15 protein-coding genes and 1 pseudogene are annotated in these 17312 nt (G+C 70.6%); 8 read left to right on the plus strand and 8 right to left on the minus strand.

The features are described 5' to 3' along the window. Positions 1-77: 77 nt before the first annotated feature. Positions 78-797: a DUF1906 domain-containing protein gene (locus AB0H54_RS06135; protein ID WP_357343131.1), complete on the plus strand. Its 720-nt coding sequence runs from the start codon at positions 78-80 to the stop codon at positions 795-797. A 1-nt stretch (position 798) separates the two neighbouring features. Here the strand turns inward: AB0H54_RS06135 and AB0H54_RS06140 are convergent, their stop codons facing one another. Continuing rightward, positions 799-1158 carry a hypothetical protein gene (locus tag AB0H54_RS06140; RefSeq protein WP_355276415.1) on the minus strand — a complete coding sequence of 120 codons (360 nt, stop codon included), beginning with the start codon at positions 1156-1158 and terminating at the stop codon, positions 799-801. 102 nt (positions 1159-1260) lie between these two features. Further along, positions 1261-1980, minus strand: coding sequence for a hypothetical protein (locus AB0H54_RS06145; protein ID WP_355276413.1), 720 nt, complete (start codon positions 1978-1980; stop codon positions 1261-1263). A 350-nt stretch (positions 1981-2330) separates the two neighbouring features. Here AB0H54_RS06145 and AB0H54_RS06150 point away from each other — a divergent pair. After that, a pseudogene (locus AB0H54_RS06150) lies at positions 2331-3563 on the plus strand (mannosyltransferase); the annotation flags it as partial. Between the two features lie 4 nt (positions 3564-3567). On the opposite strand, the gene AB0H54_RS06155 reads toward AB0H54_RS06150, so the two are convergent. Next, positions 3568-3867 carry a 4a-hydroxytetrahydrobiopterin dehydratase gene (locus AB0H54_RS06155; RefSeq protein ID WP_357343134.1) on the minus strand — a complete coding sequence of 100 codons (300 nt, stop codon included), beginning with the start codon at positions 3865-3867 and terminating at the stop codon, positions 3568-3570. Between the two features lie 54 nt (positions 3868-3921). Beyond that, positions 3922-4098: a hypothetical protein gene (locus tag AB0H54_RS06160; RefSeq protein WP_355276409.1), complete on the minus strand. Its 177-nt coding sequence runs from the start codon at positions 4096-4098 to the stop codon at positions 3922-3924. Positions 4099-4222: 124 nt separating this feature from the next. Between AB0H54_RS06160 and typA the strand changes: the two genes are divergently transcribed. The 4 genes from typA (at position 4223) to AB0H54_RS06180 (ending at position 9404) form a co-directional block, all read left to right on the plus strand. After that, positions 4223-6127: a translational GTPase TypA gene (gene typA / locus AB0H54_RS06165; protein WP_357343136.1), complete on the plus strand. Its 1905-nt coding sequence runs from the start codon at positions 4223-4225 to the stop codon at positions 6125-6127. Positions 6128-6276: 149 nt separating this feature from the next. After that, a complete protein-coding gene (locus tag AB0H54_RS06170; protein ID WP_357343138.1) occupies positions 6277-7998 on the plus strand; it encodes an ABC transporter family substrate-binding protein in 1722 nt (573 codons plus the stop codon). After that, positions 7995-8888, plus strand: a complete 894-nt coding sequence (mshB, locus tag AB0H54_RS06175) for an N-acetyl-1-D-myo-inositol-2-amino-2-deoxy-alpha-D-glucopyranoside deacetylase (RefSeq protein ID WP_357343140.1) — start codon at positions 7995-7997, stop codon at positions 8886-8888. Before AB0H54_RS06170 ends, mshB begins: the two co-directional genes overlap by 4 nt. A 75-nt stretch (positions 8889-8963) precedes the next feature. Then, on the plus strand, positions 8964-9404 hold the full coding sequence (locus tag AB0H54_RS06180; protein WP_357343142.1) for a hypothetical protein: 441 nt from the start codon (positions 8964-8966) through the stop codon (positions 9402-9404). A gap of 4 nt (positions 9405-9408) precedes the next feature. On the opposite strand, the gene AB0H54_RS06185 is transcribed toward AB0H54_RS06180, so the two are convergent. Beyond that, positions 9409-10149: a TetR/AcrR family transcriptional regulator C-terminal domain-containing protein gene (locus AB0H54_RS06185; RefSeq protein ID WP_357343144.1), complete on the minus strand. Its 741-nt coding sequence runs from the start codon at positions 10147-10149 to the stop codon at positions 9409-9411. Positions 10150-10322: 173 nt separating this feature from the next. Here AB0H54_RS06185 and AB0H54_RS06190 point away from each other — a divergent pair, with 173 nt between their 5' ends. Further along, entirely contained in the window at positions 10323-11840 is a 1518-nt protein-coding gene (locus AB0H54_RS06190; RefSeq protein ID WP_357343146.1) for an MFS transporter, read from the plus strand. A 75-nt stretch (positions 11841-11915) separates the two neighbouring features. Here the strand turns inward: AB0H54_RS06190 and AB0H54_RS06195 are convergent, their stop codons facing one another. The 3 genes from AB0H54_RS06195 to AB0H54_RS06205 form a co-directional block, all read right to left on the minus strand. Then, positions 11916-12287, minus strand: coding sequence for a DUF1622 domain-containing protein (locus AB0H54_RS06195; protein ID WP_357343148.1), 372 nt, complete (start codon positions 12285-12287; stop codon positions 11916-11918). A gap of 128 nt (positions 12288-12415) precedes the next feature. Continuing rightward, positions 12416-14047, minus strand: a complete 1632-nt coding sequence (locus tag AB0H54_RS06200) for a PH domain-containing protein (protein WP_357343150.1) — start codon at positions 14045-14047, stop codon at positions 12416-12418. After that, positions 14044-14544 carry a PH domain-containing protein gene (locus AB0H54_RS06205; RefSeq protein ID WP_357343152.1) on the minus strand — a complete coding sequence of 167 codons (501 nt, stop codon included), beginning with the start codon at positions 14542-14544 and terminating at the stop codon, positions 14044-14046. The genes AB0H54_RS06200 and AB0H54_RS06205 overlap by 4 nt, the downstream gene beginning before the upstream one ends. Positions 14545-14692: 148 nt before the next feature. Here AB0H54_RS06205 and AB0H54_RS06210 point away from each other — a divergent pair, with 148 nt between their 5' ends. Beyond that, positions 14693-17293, plus strand: a complete 2601-nt coding sequence (locus tag AB0H54_RS06210; protein ID WP_357343154.1) for a bifunctional FO biosynthesis protein CofGH — start codon at positions 14693-14695, stop codon at positions 17291-17293. Positions 17294-17312 lie beyond the last annotated feature (19 nt).

Raw genomic sequence — 17312 nt, forward strand, 5'->3', positions numbered from 1 at the left:
CCCGGCGCGCGGGATTCGGGGAAGGCGCGCCGGGCACGCTGCCGGTTGAGGGTCGGGTTGCGCGAAGGAGCTCTGCGATGCGTTCTGTTCCGGTGACCCGGCGGGAGTTCTTCGGATTCGCCGCCGCAGCGACCACGGTCGGGCTCGGCCTGGCCGCCACCTCCGCCGCGCCCGCGGCCGCCCAATCCTTCGGCACGCTGGTCGATTACGCCGCCGGGGTGCCCTCGGCCGAGTCGATCAGCGCCGCGGGGCACATCGGGGTGATCCGGTATGTGTCCGACCGCAGGCCCGGTGCGGAGTGGATGGAAGGCAAACCGCTGCTGGCGGCCGAGGTCGAGGACCTGTGGGCGGCCGGGCTGTCGATCGTGTCGAACTATCAGTTCGGCAAGGGCCCGACGGCCGACTGGCGCGGCGGCCTGGAAGCGGGCAAGCGGCACGCCGAGCGCGGCTGGGAATTACACACCGCCGCTGGCGGTCCCGACACCGCGCCGATCTACGCCTCGATCGACGACAACCCGTCCGAGGAGGAGTTCGACGAGATGATCGCCCCGTATATCGAGGGGTGGCAGTCGGTGCTCGGCGCCGACCTCGTCGGCATCTACGCCAATACCCCCACCATCGACCGCGCGCTCGACGCCGGGCTGGGTTCCTGGTTCTGGCAGCACAATTGGGGCACACCGAAGGGCTATGTGCACCCCGGCGCGCAGCTGCACCAGTTCGAGATCGACAAGCGCGACATCGACGGCATCGGCGTCGACCTGAATCGGGTGCTGGCCACCGACTACGGCCAGTGGTGAGCTAGGTCTGGCAGTGGCAGGTCGGCGCGAGCCGCAGGTCCGGCTCGTCGTCGGGGATGACCCGCAGCGTCGGCCTGCCCTCCGGTTCGGCGAGCACGCCCCGCCACGCCAGCAGTGACCAGCGGGACAGGCCGGACAGCGCCGAGCCCAGGCTCAGGAACGAGCCGGAGGAGATCGCCGAGCCGAACGAGCCGACCGAACCGACGGACAGCACCGAGCCGACACTGCCGATCGACAGGATCGAATACGCCGACCCGATCGACAGGATCGAACCCTCGGATCGATAGGACAGGATGGAGCGGCTGGACCGCCGACTGCGGATCGACCGAGCGGCGCGGGGTGAACCTTGCGTGGTCGCCATGGTTCTCGGTCTACCACATCGCGGTGCTCGCGGGAACCCGCTGACAACGACAGAGCCCGGCCGGTTCCCGAGGGAACGGACCGGGCTCGGTGTGTCGCGGACCTAGACGGTGAAGAAGCCCAGGGTCGGCAGGAAGTTGCAGGTGCGCGGGGCGGCGCCCTCGGCCTGCGTGGTCAGCGAACCGGAGACGACGGCGACGACGCGGCCGTGCCCGGTGCTGGCGATGGCCGACAGGGTGGCCGGGCCGCCGGGGTTGATCTTGGCCTCGTCGGTCAGCGTCTGGATCGCGGACTGGCGGGTGTCGAGGTTGAGCCACTGCACCGTCATCGGCGGGTTCTGCTCGGCGGTCGGCGCCTTGGTGCCGAGCGCGGTGAACACGAAACCGGCCTGACCGGCGGCGACGCCGGGCGGGGGCAGCTGCGCCGGACCGGCGACCGCGAGCGCGGTGCCGACCGAGTCGGCGCCGTCGCCGATGCAGCCCTTGCCGATCGTCGGGTACAGGAACTGGGCGATGACCGGGCCGTCCTGCGGGATCTCCGGGCCACCGCCGCCGCTGCCGTCGAGGAAGGTGATGATCCGCTCGAGCGTCGACTTGATGGCGGGCGGCAGGTTCAGGGTGGCCAGCAGGGCGCGCGCCTGATCGAGCAGCGCGGTCTGCGGGCTCGCGACGTCGGCGGGGCCGGCGATCAGGCCCGCGACGGCGGGGGCGAAGGCGGCGAGCGCGTCGACCGGGACGCCCTCGGGCACCATCGGCACGCTGATCGGCGCGGCCTGCGGGGCAGGCGCCGGAGCGGCGATGGTCGACGCCGGCGCGACGAGCATGGCGCTTGCCGCAATGGCGAATGCGGTCGTTGCGATCCGCGATCCTCGGCTACGAAGCACTTGTCTAGCCGTCCTTACCTCGGTGTTGCGATGGGGCGAGGGGTGTCGAGCCCTTCGATGTCGGGGTCACTCTAAGGACATCGCTGCCGTGTTGTACAGCCGCCCGGCCGTCGGCGGCGAACCGGCGGCCGTGTTCATCGACGCTAACCCCCACCGGTGTTACACCTGGGGATGTTGATGCAAATGTTACCGATGGTGTCGCGCGCCCGCGCGTGAGGCCGTGCGCGCGGCTGTCCGCGCCCGCCCGGTTAAGGTGAGGAAAGCACCGCGACGCCGCCCACTCGACCGAAAGCCTGGCATTGAACCGACACCTCCGATGGGCTCTCGCGCTGCTCGGATTGTCCGTGCTCGCCAGGCTGGGCTGGATGCTGTTCGCGAAGAACGGCCTCAATGTCGTCGATCTGCACGTCTATGTGGACGGGTCGGCCGCGCTGCTCACCGATCGCCTCTACGACTTCACCTACGCGGAGAAGACGCCGGACTTCCCGCTGCCGTTCACCTATCCGCCGTTCGCCGCGCTGGTCTTCTTCCCGCTGCACTATCTGCCGTTCTCGGCGGTCGCGGTCGGCTGGATGCTGGCCACCGTCGCCGCGCTCTACGGCGTGATCCGGATCAGCTTCGACCTGCTGCTCGGCGCCGACCGGGCCCGGCAGCCGCGCTGGATCACCGCCGCGGTCGGCTGGACGGCGCTGGGGGTCTGGCTGGAGCCGGTGCGCACCACCATCGACTACGGCCAGGTCAATGTGTTCCTGGTGTTCGGCGCGATGCTGGCGGTGCGCAGTGCGCGCTGGTGGATCTCGGGCACGCTGGTCGGCGTGATCGCCGGCATCAAGCTGACGCCCGCGATCACCGGGCTGTACTTCGTGGCCCGCCGCCGCTGGGCGACGGTGCTGTGGTCGGCGGCGGCCTTCGGGCTGACCGTCGCTGTGAGCTTTCTCATCAACGCGCACGAGGCGAAGCGGTATTTCGGCACCCTGCTCGGTGACGCGGACCGGATCGGGCCGGTCGGCTCGGTCTGGAATCAGTCGCTGCGCGGCACGCTGAGCCGGATCCTCGGCTACGACGTGCAGTCCGGGCCGTGGTGGATCGCCGCGGTGCTGGTCACGGCGGTGCTGGCGGTCCTGGCCTGGCGCACGCTCGGCCCCGACGACCGGCTCGGCACCCTGGTGCTGGTGCAGCTGTTCGGGCTGATGATCTCGCCGATCTCCTGGTCGCACCACTGGGTCTGGCTGATCCCGACCGTGCTGTGGCTGCTCTACGGGCCGCTGCGGGGGGAGCGCGTCGCGCGGATCATCGCCGGCTTCTGGGTGCTGACGATGCTGATCGGCGTCCCCTGGGTGCTGTCGTTCGCGCAGCCCACCATCTGGACGATTCCCCGGCCGTGGCCGCTGGCCTGGCTCGGCGCGGTCGACGTGATCGGAGTGTTCGTGCTGCTCGGCTGGCTGATCTGGCACGGCCGCGAGACCCTGCGCGCCCAGGCGCGCGGGCTCGGCCGCCGTGCCGAAGTCCCCGCGACCAGCTGAGGACTCAGCCGCCGACGATGTCGTCGATGGTGTGCGCCATGGCCGTGTCGTTGGCGGTGAGGCCACCGGCCGAGTGCGTACTCAGGGTGAATCGCAGTGTGCGCCATCGGATATCGATGTCGGGATGATGGTCGGCCGCCTCGGCCGCCGTGGCGACCTTGCGGACCAGTTCGATGCCTGCGGGGAACGACTCGGCCCGCACCGTGCGGGTGATCGCGTCACCGTCGCGGGACCACTCCGGGAGAGTGGCCAGGGCGATGGTGATCTCGGGATCGGAGAGCAACGCCGGTTTCGGAGTACCCATACCTGCAGTTCTACGCCTGGTTCGGGCAGCACGCATCGCCCGTGGTCATCCGCCTCAGGCCGCGCGCGCCTTCTCCAGCGCCTTTTTGAGATCTTTGCCGCACACTCCGGCGGCCTCGGCCTTCTTCATGCGCATGATGACGACGGGACATTTGAAGCACCGCGTCTTCTTCCTGCAGCACTTTTTCTTCGGCTTCAGGCTCGACACCTTCTTAGCCTTCACCTTGCCCATGCGGGTTAGCGTACCCTAAGTACAAAGCCTGACACGTGCGTGCCACTCCGGTACCGGTAGGGTGTAACAGGCCGCGATGCCAGATGAATGCGCGCCAATACACCAACAGCAGGAGGATTGAGGCGTGTCGTCTACACGCGATTTTCGCAACGTCGCCATCGTGGCCCACGTCGACCACGGCAAGACGACGCTGGTCGACGCCATGCTTCGTCAGTCGGGCGCGTTCGCTGAGCGAGCCGAGCTGGTCGACCGGGTCATGGACTCCGGAGATCTGGAGCGCGAGAAGGGCATCACCATTCTCGCCAAGAACACGGCGGTCCACCGCCATCACCCCGACGGCTCCGTCACCGTCATCAACGTGATCGACACCCCCGGCCACGCCGACTTCGGTGGTGAGGTCGAGCGCGGTCTGTCCATGGTCGACGGTGTCGTGCTGCTGGTCGACGCGTCCGAGGGCCCGCTGCCGCAGACCCGGTTCGTGCTGCGCAAGGCGCTCGCGGCCAAGCTGCCGGTGATCCTGGTCGTCAACAAGACCGACCGTCCCGACGCCCGGATCGAGGAGGTCGTCGAGGAGTCGCACGACCTGCTGCTCGACCTGGCCTCCGACCTCGACGACGAGGCCGCCGAAGCCGCCGAGCTGGCGCTGGACCTGCCGGTCCTGTACGCCTCCGGCCGTGAGGGCAAGGCCTCCAAGGAGCGTCCCGAGAACGGATCGGCGCCCGCCGCCGAGAACCTCGACGCCCTGTTCGACGTGCTCATGGAGAACATCCCGGCGCCCAAGGGCAACCCGGAGGCGCCGCTGCAGGCCCACGTCACCAACCTCGACGCCTCGGCCTTCCTCGGCCGCCTGGCGCTGGTGCGCGTGCACAACGGCGAGCTGCGCAAGGGCCAGAACGTCACCTGGATCAACGCCGACGGCGCCAAGCAGGTCAAGATCACCGAGCTGCTGCAGACCATCGGTGTCGAGCGTCAGCCCGGCGAGGTCGCCGTCGCCGGTGACATCGTCGCCATCGCGGGCATCCCGGACATCATGATCGGCGACACCCTCGCCGACATCGAGAACCCGGTCGCGCTGCCGCGCATCTCCGTCGACGAGCCCGCCATCTCGGTGGTCATCGGCACCAACACCTCGCCGCTGGTCGGCCGGGTGCAGGGCCACAAGCTGACCGCCCGCATGGTGAAGTCGCGCCTGGACCAGGAACTGATCGGCAACGTGTCGCTGCGCGTGCTCGACATCGGCCGTCCCGACGCCTGGGAGGTGCAGGGCCGTGGTGAGCTGGCGCTGGCCATCCTGGTCGAGCAGATGCGTCGCGAGGGCTTCGAGCTGACCGTCGGCAAGCCGCAGGTGGTCACCAAGCAGGTCGACGGCAAGGTGCACGAGCCGTTCGAAGAGCTGACCATCGACTGCCCCGACGAGTACCTGGGCGCGATCACCCAGCTGCTGGCCGCCCGCAAGGGCAAGATGGTGCAGATGAGCAACCACGCCGCCGGCTGGGTGCGCATGGAGTTCATCGTGCCCTCGCGTGGCCTGATCGGCTTCCGGACCGTGTTCCTCACCGAGACCCGCGGCACCGGCATCGCCAACGCCGTCTCGCACGGCTACGCGCCGTGGGCCGGTGAGATCCGCGCCCGCCACACCGGTTCGCTGGTCTCCGACCGCGCCGGCTCCGTCACTCCGTTCGCGATGATCCAGCTGGCCGACCGCGGTCAGTTCTTCGTCGAGCCGGGTGCCGACACCTACGAGGGCATGGTCGTCGGTATCAACCCGCGTGCCGAGGATCTCGACATCAACGTCACCCGCGAGAAGAAGCTGACGAACATGCGCAGCGCGACCGCCGACGTGATGGAGACCCTGGCCAAGCCGCTGACCCTGGACCTCGAGCTGGCGATGGAGTTCTGCGCCGGCGACGAGTGCGTCGAGGTCACCCCGGAGGTCGTCCGCGTGCGCAAGGTGGTGCTCGGCGCCAACGAGCGTGCTCGCGACCTGTCGCGCCGCAAGGCGCGCGACCGCGCGGTGAGCAACTCCTGATCGGGTTCTGACAGTGGGACGGTACTTCGGTACCGTCCCACTGTCGTTTCCGCAGTGACCGGTGCCGGGCTCCGGGCAGATGAGCGAGGTAGGGTGCCAGAGTGAGTTCGGGGGTCAGACGCGCGAGGTGGCGCGTGGCGGTGATGGCGATGACGGCCTCGACGGCGGTCCTCGCCGGTTGCACCGCGAATCCACCGCCGCCGATCGAGAGCACCGATTCGCCCAAGACCACCCAGGCCAAGCCGGGGAAGAACACGGTCGTGGTCGCGATCGACGACATCGGCATCGGGTTCAATCCGCATCTGCGCTCGGATCAGTCGCCGGCCACCAACGCGGTGAGTTCGATGGTGCTGCCGAGCCCGTTCCGGCCGGTGGCCGCGCAGGCGCATCCGGCCGTGGTCGACTGGGTGCCCGACGCCTCGCTGATCGAGTCGGCCGAGGTCACCGCGCAGGAACCGTTCACGATCACCTATACGCTGCGCAACCAGGCCAACTGGTCCGACGGCGCCCCGATCGCGGCCGAGGACTTCCGGTTCCTGTGGCAGCAGATGACGACGCAGCCCGGAGTGGTCGATCCGGCCGGCTACCGGCTGATCTCGGACGTGGCGTCCTCCGGGGGCGGCAAGACGGTGACCGTGACGCTGTCCCAGCCGTATCCGGCCTGGCGCGAACTGTTCTCGAACCTGCTGCCCTCGCACCTGGTGAAGGATTCGCCGGGTGGCTTCACCAGCGGCCTGGTCGACCGGATTCCGGTCTCGGGCGGCAACTTCACCATCAAGTCGGTCGACCGCGGTCGCGACGAGATCCTGCTCGAGCGCAACGACCGCTTCTGGGGCACCCCGGCCGCACCGGACCAGATCCTGTTCCGCCGTGGTGGCACCCCCTCGCAGCTGGCCGAGTCGCTGCGCACCGGCGACGCCCAGATGGCGCTGGTGCACGGTGGTGTCGCGACCCAGGCCCAGCTCGCCGCGATCCCCTCGGTGCGGACCACGATCATGCCGCAGGCCCGCGAGCTGCAACTGGCGCTCAACGGCCGCTCGGGCGATCTCACCGACCCGCGCGTGCGCAAAGCGGTGCTCGCGCTGCTCGATCCCGCGCTGCTGGCCACCGTCGGCGCGCAGACCGGCGGCTGGGTGGAACCCGCACGCGCCCAGGTCCTTCCGCCGTCCAGTCCCGGCTACGTGCCGACCGCGCCGCCGCGGCTGAGCACCGAGGAGGCGTTCGCGCTGCTGGCCGAGGCCGGTTTCGGCCGCGCGCCGGAGACCCCGCAGACCGGCTCGCCGACCTCGCCGGCGCCGCGCCCGCGCTCGGTCGCGCGCAACGGCAAGGTCCTGTCGGTGCGGATCGGCGCCGTCAACGAGGACGCGGCGACGCTGGCGGTGGCCAACACCGCCGCCGACCAATTGCGCAGCGCGGGTATCGATGCCACCGTGCGCGGTGTGCCCGCCGACGAGCTGTACGGCAAGGACCTCACCGAGTCCGCGATCGACGCCATCGTCGGCTGGGAACTGGCCGGGGACGACCCGGCGACGGTGCTGGCCTCGCGCTACGGCTGCCCGCCGCCGGAACTCCCCGGTGCCGACAGCAAGGCGCTGGCCGCGGCCGAGGCGTACCGCAAGGCGCCGAGCAATATCGGCGGCGTGTGCGATCCGTCCCTGCAACCCTCGATCGACGAGGCGCTGCGCGGTGTCGAGGTGCCGCGCGTACTGGCCGAGGCCGAGCCCAAGCTGTGGGAACTGTCGACGGTGCTGCCGATCGTGCAGGACAACGTCGTCGCCGCGGCGGGTCCGCGGGTGGACGGCGTCTCGATGGCCGGCGCGATCCAGGTCGGCATCTTCGGCGACACGGCGCAATGGCGGAGGATCCCATGACGCATTCGACCCGCGAGACCGGCGGCCTGCTGCTGGTGCACGCCCATCCCGACGACGAAACCCTCACCACCGGTGGCACGATCGCGCACTATCGCAAGCGCGGCGTCCCCGTCACCGTGGTGACCTGCACGCTCGGCGAGGAGGGTGAGGTCATCGGCGAGCGCTGGGCGGGCCTGGTCGCCGCCGAGGCCGACCAGCTCGGCGGCTACCGCATCACCGAACTCACCGCGGCGCTGGCCGCGCTGGACGCGGGCGCGCCGTGGTTCCTCGGCGGTGCCGGCCGGTGGCGCGATTCCGGCATGGCGGGCACCCCGTCGGCCGCGCATCCGCGGGCCTTCGTGAACTCCGGTGACGCGGCGGTCGAGGCCCTGGTCGAGGTGCTGCTGGAGCTGAAGCCGCGCGTCGTGGTGACCTACGATCCGCGCGGCGGGTACGGCCATCCCGACCACATCCGCGCGCACGAGATCACCACCGCCGCGGTCGAAGCCGCCGCGGCGCGGGGCTGGGACGTGCCCAAGTTCTACTGGACCGTCACCGATGGCGACCTGCTGCGCCAGCACACCGCGGCGCTGGCCCGCCGCACCGTGGACGAGTTGCCCGGCGCCCTGCCCGCTGGCTGGCGGTTGCCGGTGGAGGCCGAACTGGCCGCGATGACGACGACCGGCGTGACCACCGTGGTCGATGTCGCCGACGCGGTCTCCGCCAAACGCGCCGCCATGCGCGCGCACGCCACCCAGGTGACCGTCGCGCCCAGTGGCCGGGAGTTCGCCCTGTCCAACAACATCGCGCTGCCGGTGCTGCCCGAGGAACACTTCACGCTCGTGCGCGGCACCCGCGGGCAGGTCGGTGCCGACGGCTTCGAGCACGACCTGTTCGCCGGGCTCGACTGAGCCGGACACGCGTCGGCTGATGGCGGCTGCCGACGGCGGCGTGGTCTGCCCGCCCGGCCGAATAGACTCGCCCCCATGGTGACCGACTCCCATCAGCCCGCAGGCACGCCGACCGCCGTGCTGCGGTCAGTGCGCCTGCCCGCCCGGTTCGACCCGGTGATCTCGGGGCTGATCGTGGTGCTGCTGCTCGTCGACGCGCTGATCACGCTGGCGCTCGAGGTGCTGTTCCTGCCGCTCTACGTCGGTGCCGTGGCGCTGCCGGTGGCGGCGCTGCTGGCCGCGCCGATCAACGTGGGGCTGGTCTACGGCATGGAGTCGGTGACCTCGCGGCTCGGCTTCGCCTTCGCGCCGATCGTGGTGTGGGTCTTCGGATTCCTGGTGGCGGCCTCGCGCGGTCCGGGCGGTGACATCCTGCTCGGCAGCGACGGCCGCACCCTGCTGTTGCTGGCCTGCGGGGTGCTCGCGCCCGCCGCCTACCTGTACTACCGCTCCAACGTGGGGCTGTTCCGGGCCTGAGTGGTCAGCGGCGGGTCTCGGCGCCGTCCAGGATCAGGTCGATGGCCTGGGTGAACCGGTTGACGACCCCGCTCGCCGCCTCGGCCACGACCTCCTCGCGCTGGTCGACGTAGCGCCGGTGCAGGCGCGGGAAGTCGGCCGAGGCCGCGACGCTGGCCGCCATCACCTGGTCGACCCACTGGTCGGTGGGCAGTCCGCTGCGGGCGATCGTCATCAGCATCGCGGCCTCGTTGGCGCACGAGCCGACGATGAACCGGAAGACCGTGTTGGTGGTGGCGTCGACGACCTCGTCGGAGAAACCGCCCGCCTCGACGAGCCCGAGCATCGAGTCGGTCAGCCGCATCATGTTGGGGCCGAGGTAGGTCAGCGCGGCGTTGCCGAACACGATGGTGACCCACGGGTGGGCCAGCAGCGTCGCGCGCAGTCCGTCGGCCTGGGCGTGTACCCGTTCGCGCCAGTGCGCCGGGTCCGGCTCCGGGCACGGCACCTCCCCGATGACCTGGTCGACGACCAGCTCGAGCAGCTCGTCCTTGTTCGCGACGTGCGTGTAGAGCGAGGTGGCTCCGGCGCCGAGGCGCGCGCCGAGTTTGCGCATGCTCAGCGCGTCGAAACCCTCTTCGTCGAGCAGCGCGATCGCCTCGTCGACGATCTGATCTCGGCTCAGCGCGGGCTGATCTCGGCGTTCACGGGTCGGCCTGGTCCACACCGATGCGATCTCGGTCGAGTTCGTGCTGCCCGCGGCCATCGCTGCCTCCTGTGCTGGTGATGTCGGTCTCCACGTCGCGTGTCCGCACAGCATAGCCCCTAAGGAACGGTGTACGGATCACGCACGCCGTTCCTATTGCGCACAGCGTTCCGTGATCGTACAGTGTTCGACATGACCGCACGCTGTGCGGCGATACTCGAGAGGAGAGCAGGATGGACCCGCTCGCAACGGCTGCCACCGATCCGGTGGTCCGCAACCCCCGCCGGTGGCTGATCCTGATCGTGCTGTGCCTGAGCTCGCTGGTGCTGATCGTGGACAACATGGTTCTCACGGTCGCCATCCCGCAGATCGCCACCGATCTGGACGCGAGCGCGCAGCAGATCCAATGGATCATCGACGCCTATCTGCTGGTGTTCGCCGGCCTGCTGCTCACCTCGGGCAGCCTCTCGGACCGGTTCGGCCGCAAGCTGGTGATGGTGATCGGCCTGGTCCTCTTCGGCGGCGCGTCCCTGCTGGCCGCCTACGCCACCAGCGCCGAACTGCTGATCGCGGGCCGCGCGCTGATGGGCATCGGCGGCGTGCTGATCATGCCGAGCACGCTGTCGATCCTCATCACCGTCTTCGACGACGACGAACGACCCAAGGCGATCGGCGCGTGGAGCGCGGTGGCCACGGTCGGCATGGTCGGCGGCCCGGTCGTCGGCGGCGTGCTGCTCGACCACTTCTGGTGGGGGTCGGTGTTCGTGATGAACGTGCCGATCGCGGTGGTCGCCATCGTGGCCGCGCTGGTGCTGATGCCCGAGTCCAAGGGCCCGTGGCGCAGGCCCGACATTCCCGGCATGCTGACCTCGATCATCGGCATGACCGCGCTGGTGTGGACCATCATCTCGGTGCCGCACGCGGGCTGGACCGATCGTGACGTGCTGGCCGGCTTCGCCGTCACGGTGCTCGCCCTCGGCGCCTTCGTGGTCCGCGAACTGCGCACCGACGAGCCGATGGTCCCGCTGCAGCTGTTCCGCAACCGCACCTTCACCGGTTCCAGCTTCTCGCTGGTCCTGGTGACCTTCGCCAACGGCGGCCTGGTCCTGGTGCTCACCCAGTACCTGCAGTTCGTGCTCGACTACTCGCCGATGCGGACCGCGCTGGCCTTCACCCCGATGGCCGTCACCCTGCTGGTGGCCAACGGCATCGGCGCGGTGCTGGTCGGCAAGCTGGGCGCGCGGATCGTCACCATCGCGGGTCTGATCGTGGTCGCCGCGGGCTTCGCGGTGCTGGCCACCCTCGACGCCGGAGCGAGCTTCACCCTGCCCGCCGTCGCGATGGCGCTGCTCGGTGCCGGTGGCGGCCTGGCGATGCCCGCCGCGATCGGGGCCCTGATGAGCGCGGTGCCCGAGGACCACGCGGGTGTCGGCTCGGCGCTCAACGACACCATCCAGCAGGCCGGTGCGGCGCTGGGCGTCGCGGTGCTCGGCGCGGTGCTGGCGGGCACCTTCGCCGGTGCCATGCCGGACTCGGCGCCCGCCGCGGCCAAGGAGTCGATCGCGGGTGCGCTCGGTACCGGCGACGGCACCGTCATCGGGCTGGCCCGCGACGCCTTCTGCACCGCCATGCAGGTCACCTTCGGCGTCGGCGCGCTGGCCTCGGTCGCCGCCGCGGTGCTCGCGGTCATCCTGATGCGGGACGTGAAGGCCGATGCGCCGGAGCCGGAGCTCGAGGCGGCGGCGGTCTAGGTCACCGAGCGCGGATACGGCCGGGAAGCGTTCGCTTTCCGGCTGTTTCGCGGTCTCCGCCGGGGGCGCGCTCGATCAGGATGCCGTGGTCGCCGCGTCCTCGGGGAGCGGCCGCTGCCACGGCCATCGGCCCGTGAGCTCCAGCTCGAGTGAGTAACTGAGGAACGTCCGGACCAGCACGATCAGGGCCAGGACCCCGACGCTGGTGAAAGTCGGTGCGATGGCGACGGTTCGGATGATGTCGGCGGCGACCAGGAATTCCAGCCCGAGCAGGATGGCCCGGCCGAGGCCGCGCCGGTAGACGCGATAGGCGACGTCGAAATCCGTGTGCCCTGCCAGCGCGCGGACGAACTTGACGGTGCCGACGAGCCCGCCGATGACGATCGCCGCGACGCCCGCGCCGTCGAGCGCCTGACCCGCGGTCTCGATGATCTCGGTGAACTCCACACCAACCAGCCTCCGTCCACAGCACAGAGCACGCTGTACGGAACGCTACGCCGCGCGCGGGCGCGGCGGCGGGCCGACACTCGGGCCGACCCGCGGGTGCGGCGTGATCGCTGACCGGTGACGGCCGGTCAGCGGCTGCCCTGCACCCCGGGCGTGACGGCCTCGATGAGCGCGACAGCCTGGTCGAACGGGATGTCGTCCACCAGGTAGGCCTTCTTGCCCGCCGCCGTCGCGGCGACCACGGTCGCCAGCCCGGCCCGCCGCTGCCAGTAGGTGCGGCGGATGGTCCAGCCGATGATGCCGGGGGCTTCCAGGCAGTCGCGATTGCGATCGAGGCTGCCGCGCCGGGTGATCAGCCAGGTGGGGCCGGTGCTGCCGGGCAGCACCCGATGGCCGAGGCTGCGGTAGCGGTCCTCGGCGAGCCCGGCCATGATCACCGCGAACACCACCGGCAGGCCCCAGAGCCACCCCGGCAGCGGGCCGCTGACCAGCGCGATGGCGATCAGGACGACGACCAGCCCACCGACCGGCCACGCGGCCTTGGAATAGCGCCGCCGATGCGCCGCCGGACCGTGCCGGACCAGCTCGATCGTGCTCAGCGCGGCGCCGGTGATCGGTTGCGGTGCGGCCTGTTTCGTCAGCGACGCGGGCGCATCGGCCGAGCTCGCCGGTTCGGTGCCGGTCGCGCCACCGGATGCCGGTTCGGCGCCGAGCGGCGCGTTCGGCTTGCGGCGGGTGCGCAGCAGCTCGTCGAGCGTGCGCTCGACCGCGGACCTTGGCGCCTGCGGCAGGATCTTCTGCCGCGGGTTCTCCCCGGTCATGATCATCTCCAGCTGCGCGGCCCTGGCGGCGCGCAGCAGCAGCGGATCGTTGAGCGTCGCGCCGCGGAACCGGGCCAGGTCCAGGGTGATCTGCCGGGTGGTGAACAGGCCGTGGCGCAGGTGCAGGGTGGCGCCGTTGTCGATCACCCGGAGCCCGAACCAGGTCGCGAGGTACTGGGCGCACGCGGCCACGCTCACCAGCGCCACCGAGAACAGCGACAGCCCGACGATCACGATCGCGACGATGGGCGGGCTGTCGTCGTCGAGATGCTGCACGGCGGGCGACTCCGAGAGGATGTCGATGAGCCCGTATTGCGCGCCGATGCCCGCGATCGGCGCGACCACGGCCAGCCCGGTCAGCGACAGCGGCGCGTAGCGCACCCACGCGGCCCGCCAGTGCCCGATCTCGACCCCGGCTTCGGTGACCGCGTCGTGCGGCGCGACGTGCGGCGCGCCCGGCGATCCCGGCTGGTCGGTGGGGAATTGCCCGGTGTGCGAGAGCAATTCGGCCCGCAGGGCCGGAATCCGGCGGGTGTCGAGCGCGTCGAGCTTGAACTCCTCGCCCTTGTCGGTCTGCTTGCCGGTGCCGATCGCCAGCACCGCCAGCCCGAGCGCGCGGTGCAGCAGCGGCGCTTCCACGTCCACCGAACGGATCCGCGGACGCGGCACCGACAGCGTCCGCCGCTGCACGATGCCGCTGCGCAGCTGCACGTGATCGGCATCGATCCGATAGGAGGTGGTGAACCAGCGGGCGACACCGAAGCCGGCGACCAGCGTCACCGGGATCAGGCTCCACAGCGGATTGCCGCTGGTGGTGCCGACGATGATCGAACCGAGCAGCACCGGAATGTATTTCATGATCTCGTTGATCGGATACACCATCAGCATGCGTGGATCGAGTCGCTGCCACTCGGCCTGCGGCGCGGGCGGAGTGCTCACGTGGCGTCCCCGCGGTGCTGGGCGGCGATGGCGGCCAGCCGGGCCACGGTCTGCTCGGCGACCGGCAGATCCAGGGCGCTGATCTTCACCGCCCCCGCCGAGGACGCGGTGGTCACGGTGACGGTGGCCAGCCCGAGCATCCGCTCCAGCGGTCCGCGCTCGGTGTCGACGGTCTGCACCCGCGAGATCGGTGCGACCCGCGACTCCTGATCCAGCCACCCGACCCGGGTGTACACGGCCTCGTCGGTGACCTCCCACCGGTGCACCGCGTACCGCCACAGCGGCACCACGACCACGCCGAGCACCGCGAGCGCGCCCACGGCCAATGCCGCGACCAGCTGCCATCCGCGATGGTCGTCGTCGAGCAGCGCCCACCCGACGAGCACCACGCACAGCACCGCGACCGCGATCGCGTTCTCCAGCGCCCACAGCAACGTGGCCTTGGAACTCGGACGCCAGGCCGGTTCGGCCAGAATGGTGGAGCGCGGCAGCGACATGAAGCCATGGTTCCATGCGCGGCCGGGGAGTTCACCCCCTCGGGAATATGCGGGGTCGTGCGGAGGGTTGTCGTGCGACGAGGACGACAAACCCGTGCCCAGCCGGGCCCGTGACCAGCCGACCGCACGTTCCGGAAAGAAGTAGCGCATGATCGACGGGGTGACCGAGCTTCCGAACCCGAGCGTTCCCCTGCCGCCGCCGACTCCCGCCGCCATGCGCCGGGCGCTGCGCCGGGCACGCGACGGTGTCACCCTCAATGTCGACGAGGCGACCGTCCTGCTGCACGCGACCGGCGACGATCTCGCCGATCTGTGCGCCAGCGCGGCCCGGGTCCGCGACGCCGGCCTGGAATCGGCGGGCAGGCCCCGCACGATCAGCTATTCGCGCAATGTCTTCATCCCGCTCACCAAGCTGTGCCGGGACAAGTGTCACTACTGCACGTTCGTGACCGTGCCGGGCAAGCTGCGCGCCGAGGGCCACGGCATGTTCCTGGAACCGGACGAGGTGCTCGCGATCGCCCGCGAGGGCGCCGCGCTCGGCTGCAAGGAGGCCCTGTTCACCCTGGGCGACCGGCCCGAGGACCGCTGGCCCGAGGCCGCGCAGTGGCTCGACGAGCGCGGCTACGACTCCACCCTGGACTACCTGCGCGCCGTCTCCATCCTGGTGCTGGAGGAGACCGGGCTGCTGCCGCATCTGAACCCCGGCGTGATGAGCTGGGCCGAGATCGCCCGGCTCAAGCCGGTCGCGCAGTCGATGGGCATGATGCTCGAGACCACCTCGACGCGGCTGTTCACCGAGAAGGGGCAGTGCCACTACGGCAGCCCCGACAAGGATCCCGCGGTGCGGCTGCGCTCGATCACCGACGCGGGCAGGCTCTCGGTGCCCTACACCACCGGCATCCTGGTCGGCATCGGCGAGACGCTCACCGAGCGCGCCGAGTCGATCATGGCGATTCGCAAGCAGCACCGCGAGTTCGGGCACATCCAGGAAGTGATCGTGCAGAACTTCCGCGCCAAGGACGACACCGCCATGCGCGATGTCCCCGACGCCGACGTCGCGGAGTTCCTGGCCACCGTCGCGGTGACGAGACTGCTGCTCGGACCGGATGTTCCGGTGCAGGCGCCGCCGAACCTGGTCTCGCACAGCGATTGCCGCGCGCTGATCGACGCGGGCATCGACGACTGGGGCGGTGTGTCGCCGGTGACGGTCGACCACGTGAATCCCGAACGCCCGTGGCCGAACCTGGACACCCTGCGCGAGATCACCGAGGCGGCCGGCTACACCCTGGTCGAGCGCACCTCCGCGCACCCGAAGTACGTGCGCGCCGGCCACCCGTGGATCGACCCGCGCATCGGCGCGCACGTCGCCGCGCTCACCGATCCGGCGACCGGCCTGGCCAGGCCCGACGCGCTGCCGGTCGGCCTGCCGTGGCAGGAGCCCGACGAATCGTGGGACTCGGTCGGCCGCGTCGACCTGAACACCGCGATCGACACCGAGGGGCGAAACACCGAGAGCCGCAGCGATTCCGGGCTCGGCCAGGAGGTCGTCGGCGCCTTCGGCGACTGGGAGACCATCCGCGAACACGCCCGCGACCTGGCCGTCACCGCGCCGGAACGGCTCGACTCGGACGTGCTCGACGCCCTGCGCGCCGCCGAGCGCGACCCGGCGGGCCTGACCGACGACCAGTACCTCGCCCTGGCCACCGCCGACGGGGTGAACCTGGACGCCATCGCGGCGCTGGCCGACGCGCTGCGCCGCACGGTCAACGGCGACGACGTCACCTACGTGGTGAACCGGAACATCAACTTCACCAATATCTGCTACACCGGCTGCCGGTTCTGCGCGTTCGCCCAGCGCAAGGGCGACGCCGACGCGTTCACGCTGAGCACCGACGAGGTCGCCGACCGCGCCTGGGAGGCCCACGTCGACGGGGCCACCGAGATCTGCATGCAGGGCGGGATCGACCCCGAGCTGCCGGTCACCGGGTACGCCGATCTGGTCCGCGCGATCAAGGCCCGCGTCCCGTCGATGCACGTGCACGCGTTCAGCCCGATGGAGATCGTCAACGGCGCCTCCCGGGGCGGCCAGAGCATCCGCGATTGGCTGGCGGCGCTGAAGGAGGCCGGGCTCGACTCGATTCCCGGTACCGCGGCCGAGATCCTCGACGACGAGGTGCGCTGGGTCCTCACCAAGGGCAAGCTGCCCACCTCGGCCTGGATCGAGGTGATCACCACCGCGCACCAGCTGGGCATCCGGTCCAGCTCGACGATGATGTACGGCCACGTCGACAACCCGAAGCACTGGGTGGGTCACCTGCGGGTGCTGCGCGGCATCCAGGACCAGACCGGCGGCTTCACCGAGTTCGTCCCGCTGCCGTTCGTCCACCAGAGCGCCCCGCTCTACCTGGCGGGCGCGGCCAGGCCGGGCCCGACTAACCGCGACAACCGCGCGGTGCACGCGCTGGCCCGGATCATGCTGCACGGCCGCATCGACAACATCCAGACCAGCTGGGTCAAGCTCGGCACCGTCGGCACCCAGATGATGCTCACCGGCGGCGCCAACGACCTCGGCGGCACCCTGATGGAGGAGACCATCTCCCGGATGGCGGGCTCCCAGCACGGCTCGGCCAAGACCGTCGCCGAACTCACCGAGATCGCCGCGGGCATCGACCGGCCGGTGCGCGAGCGCACCACCGTCTACGGCACGGTGCCGCCCAAGCCGGTGGCGCTGCCGCTGACGATCGGCTGAGCGCGGCGAATGCCGAACG

It is taken from the genome of Nocardia sp. NPDC050718 (genome assembly GCF_040654235.1).
Lineage (GTDB): Bacteria > Actinomycetota > Actinomycetes > Mycobacteriales > Mycobacteriaceae > Nocardia.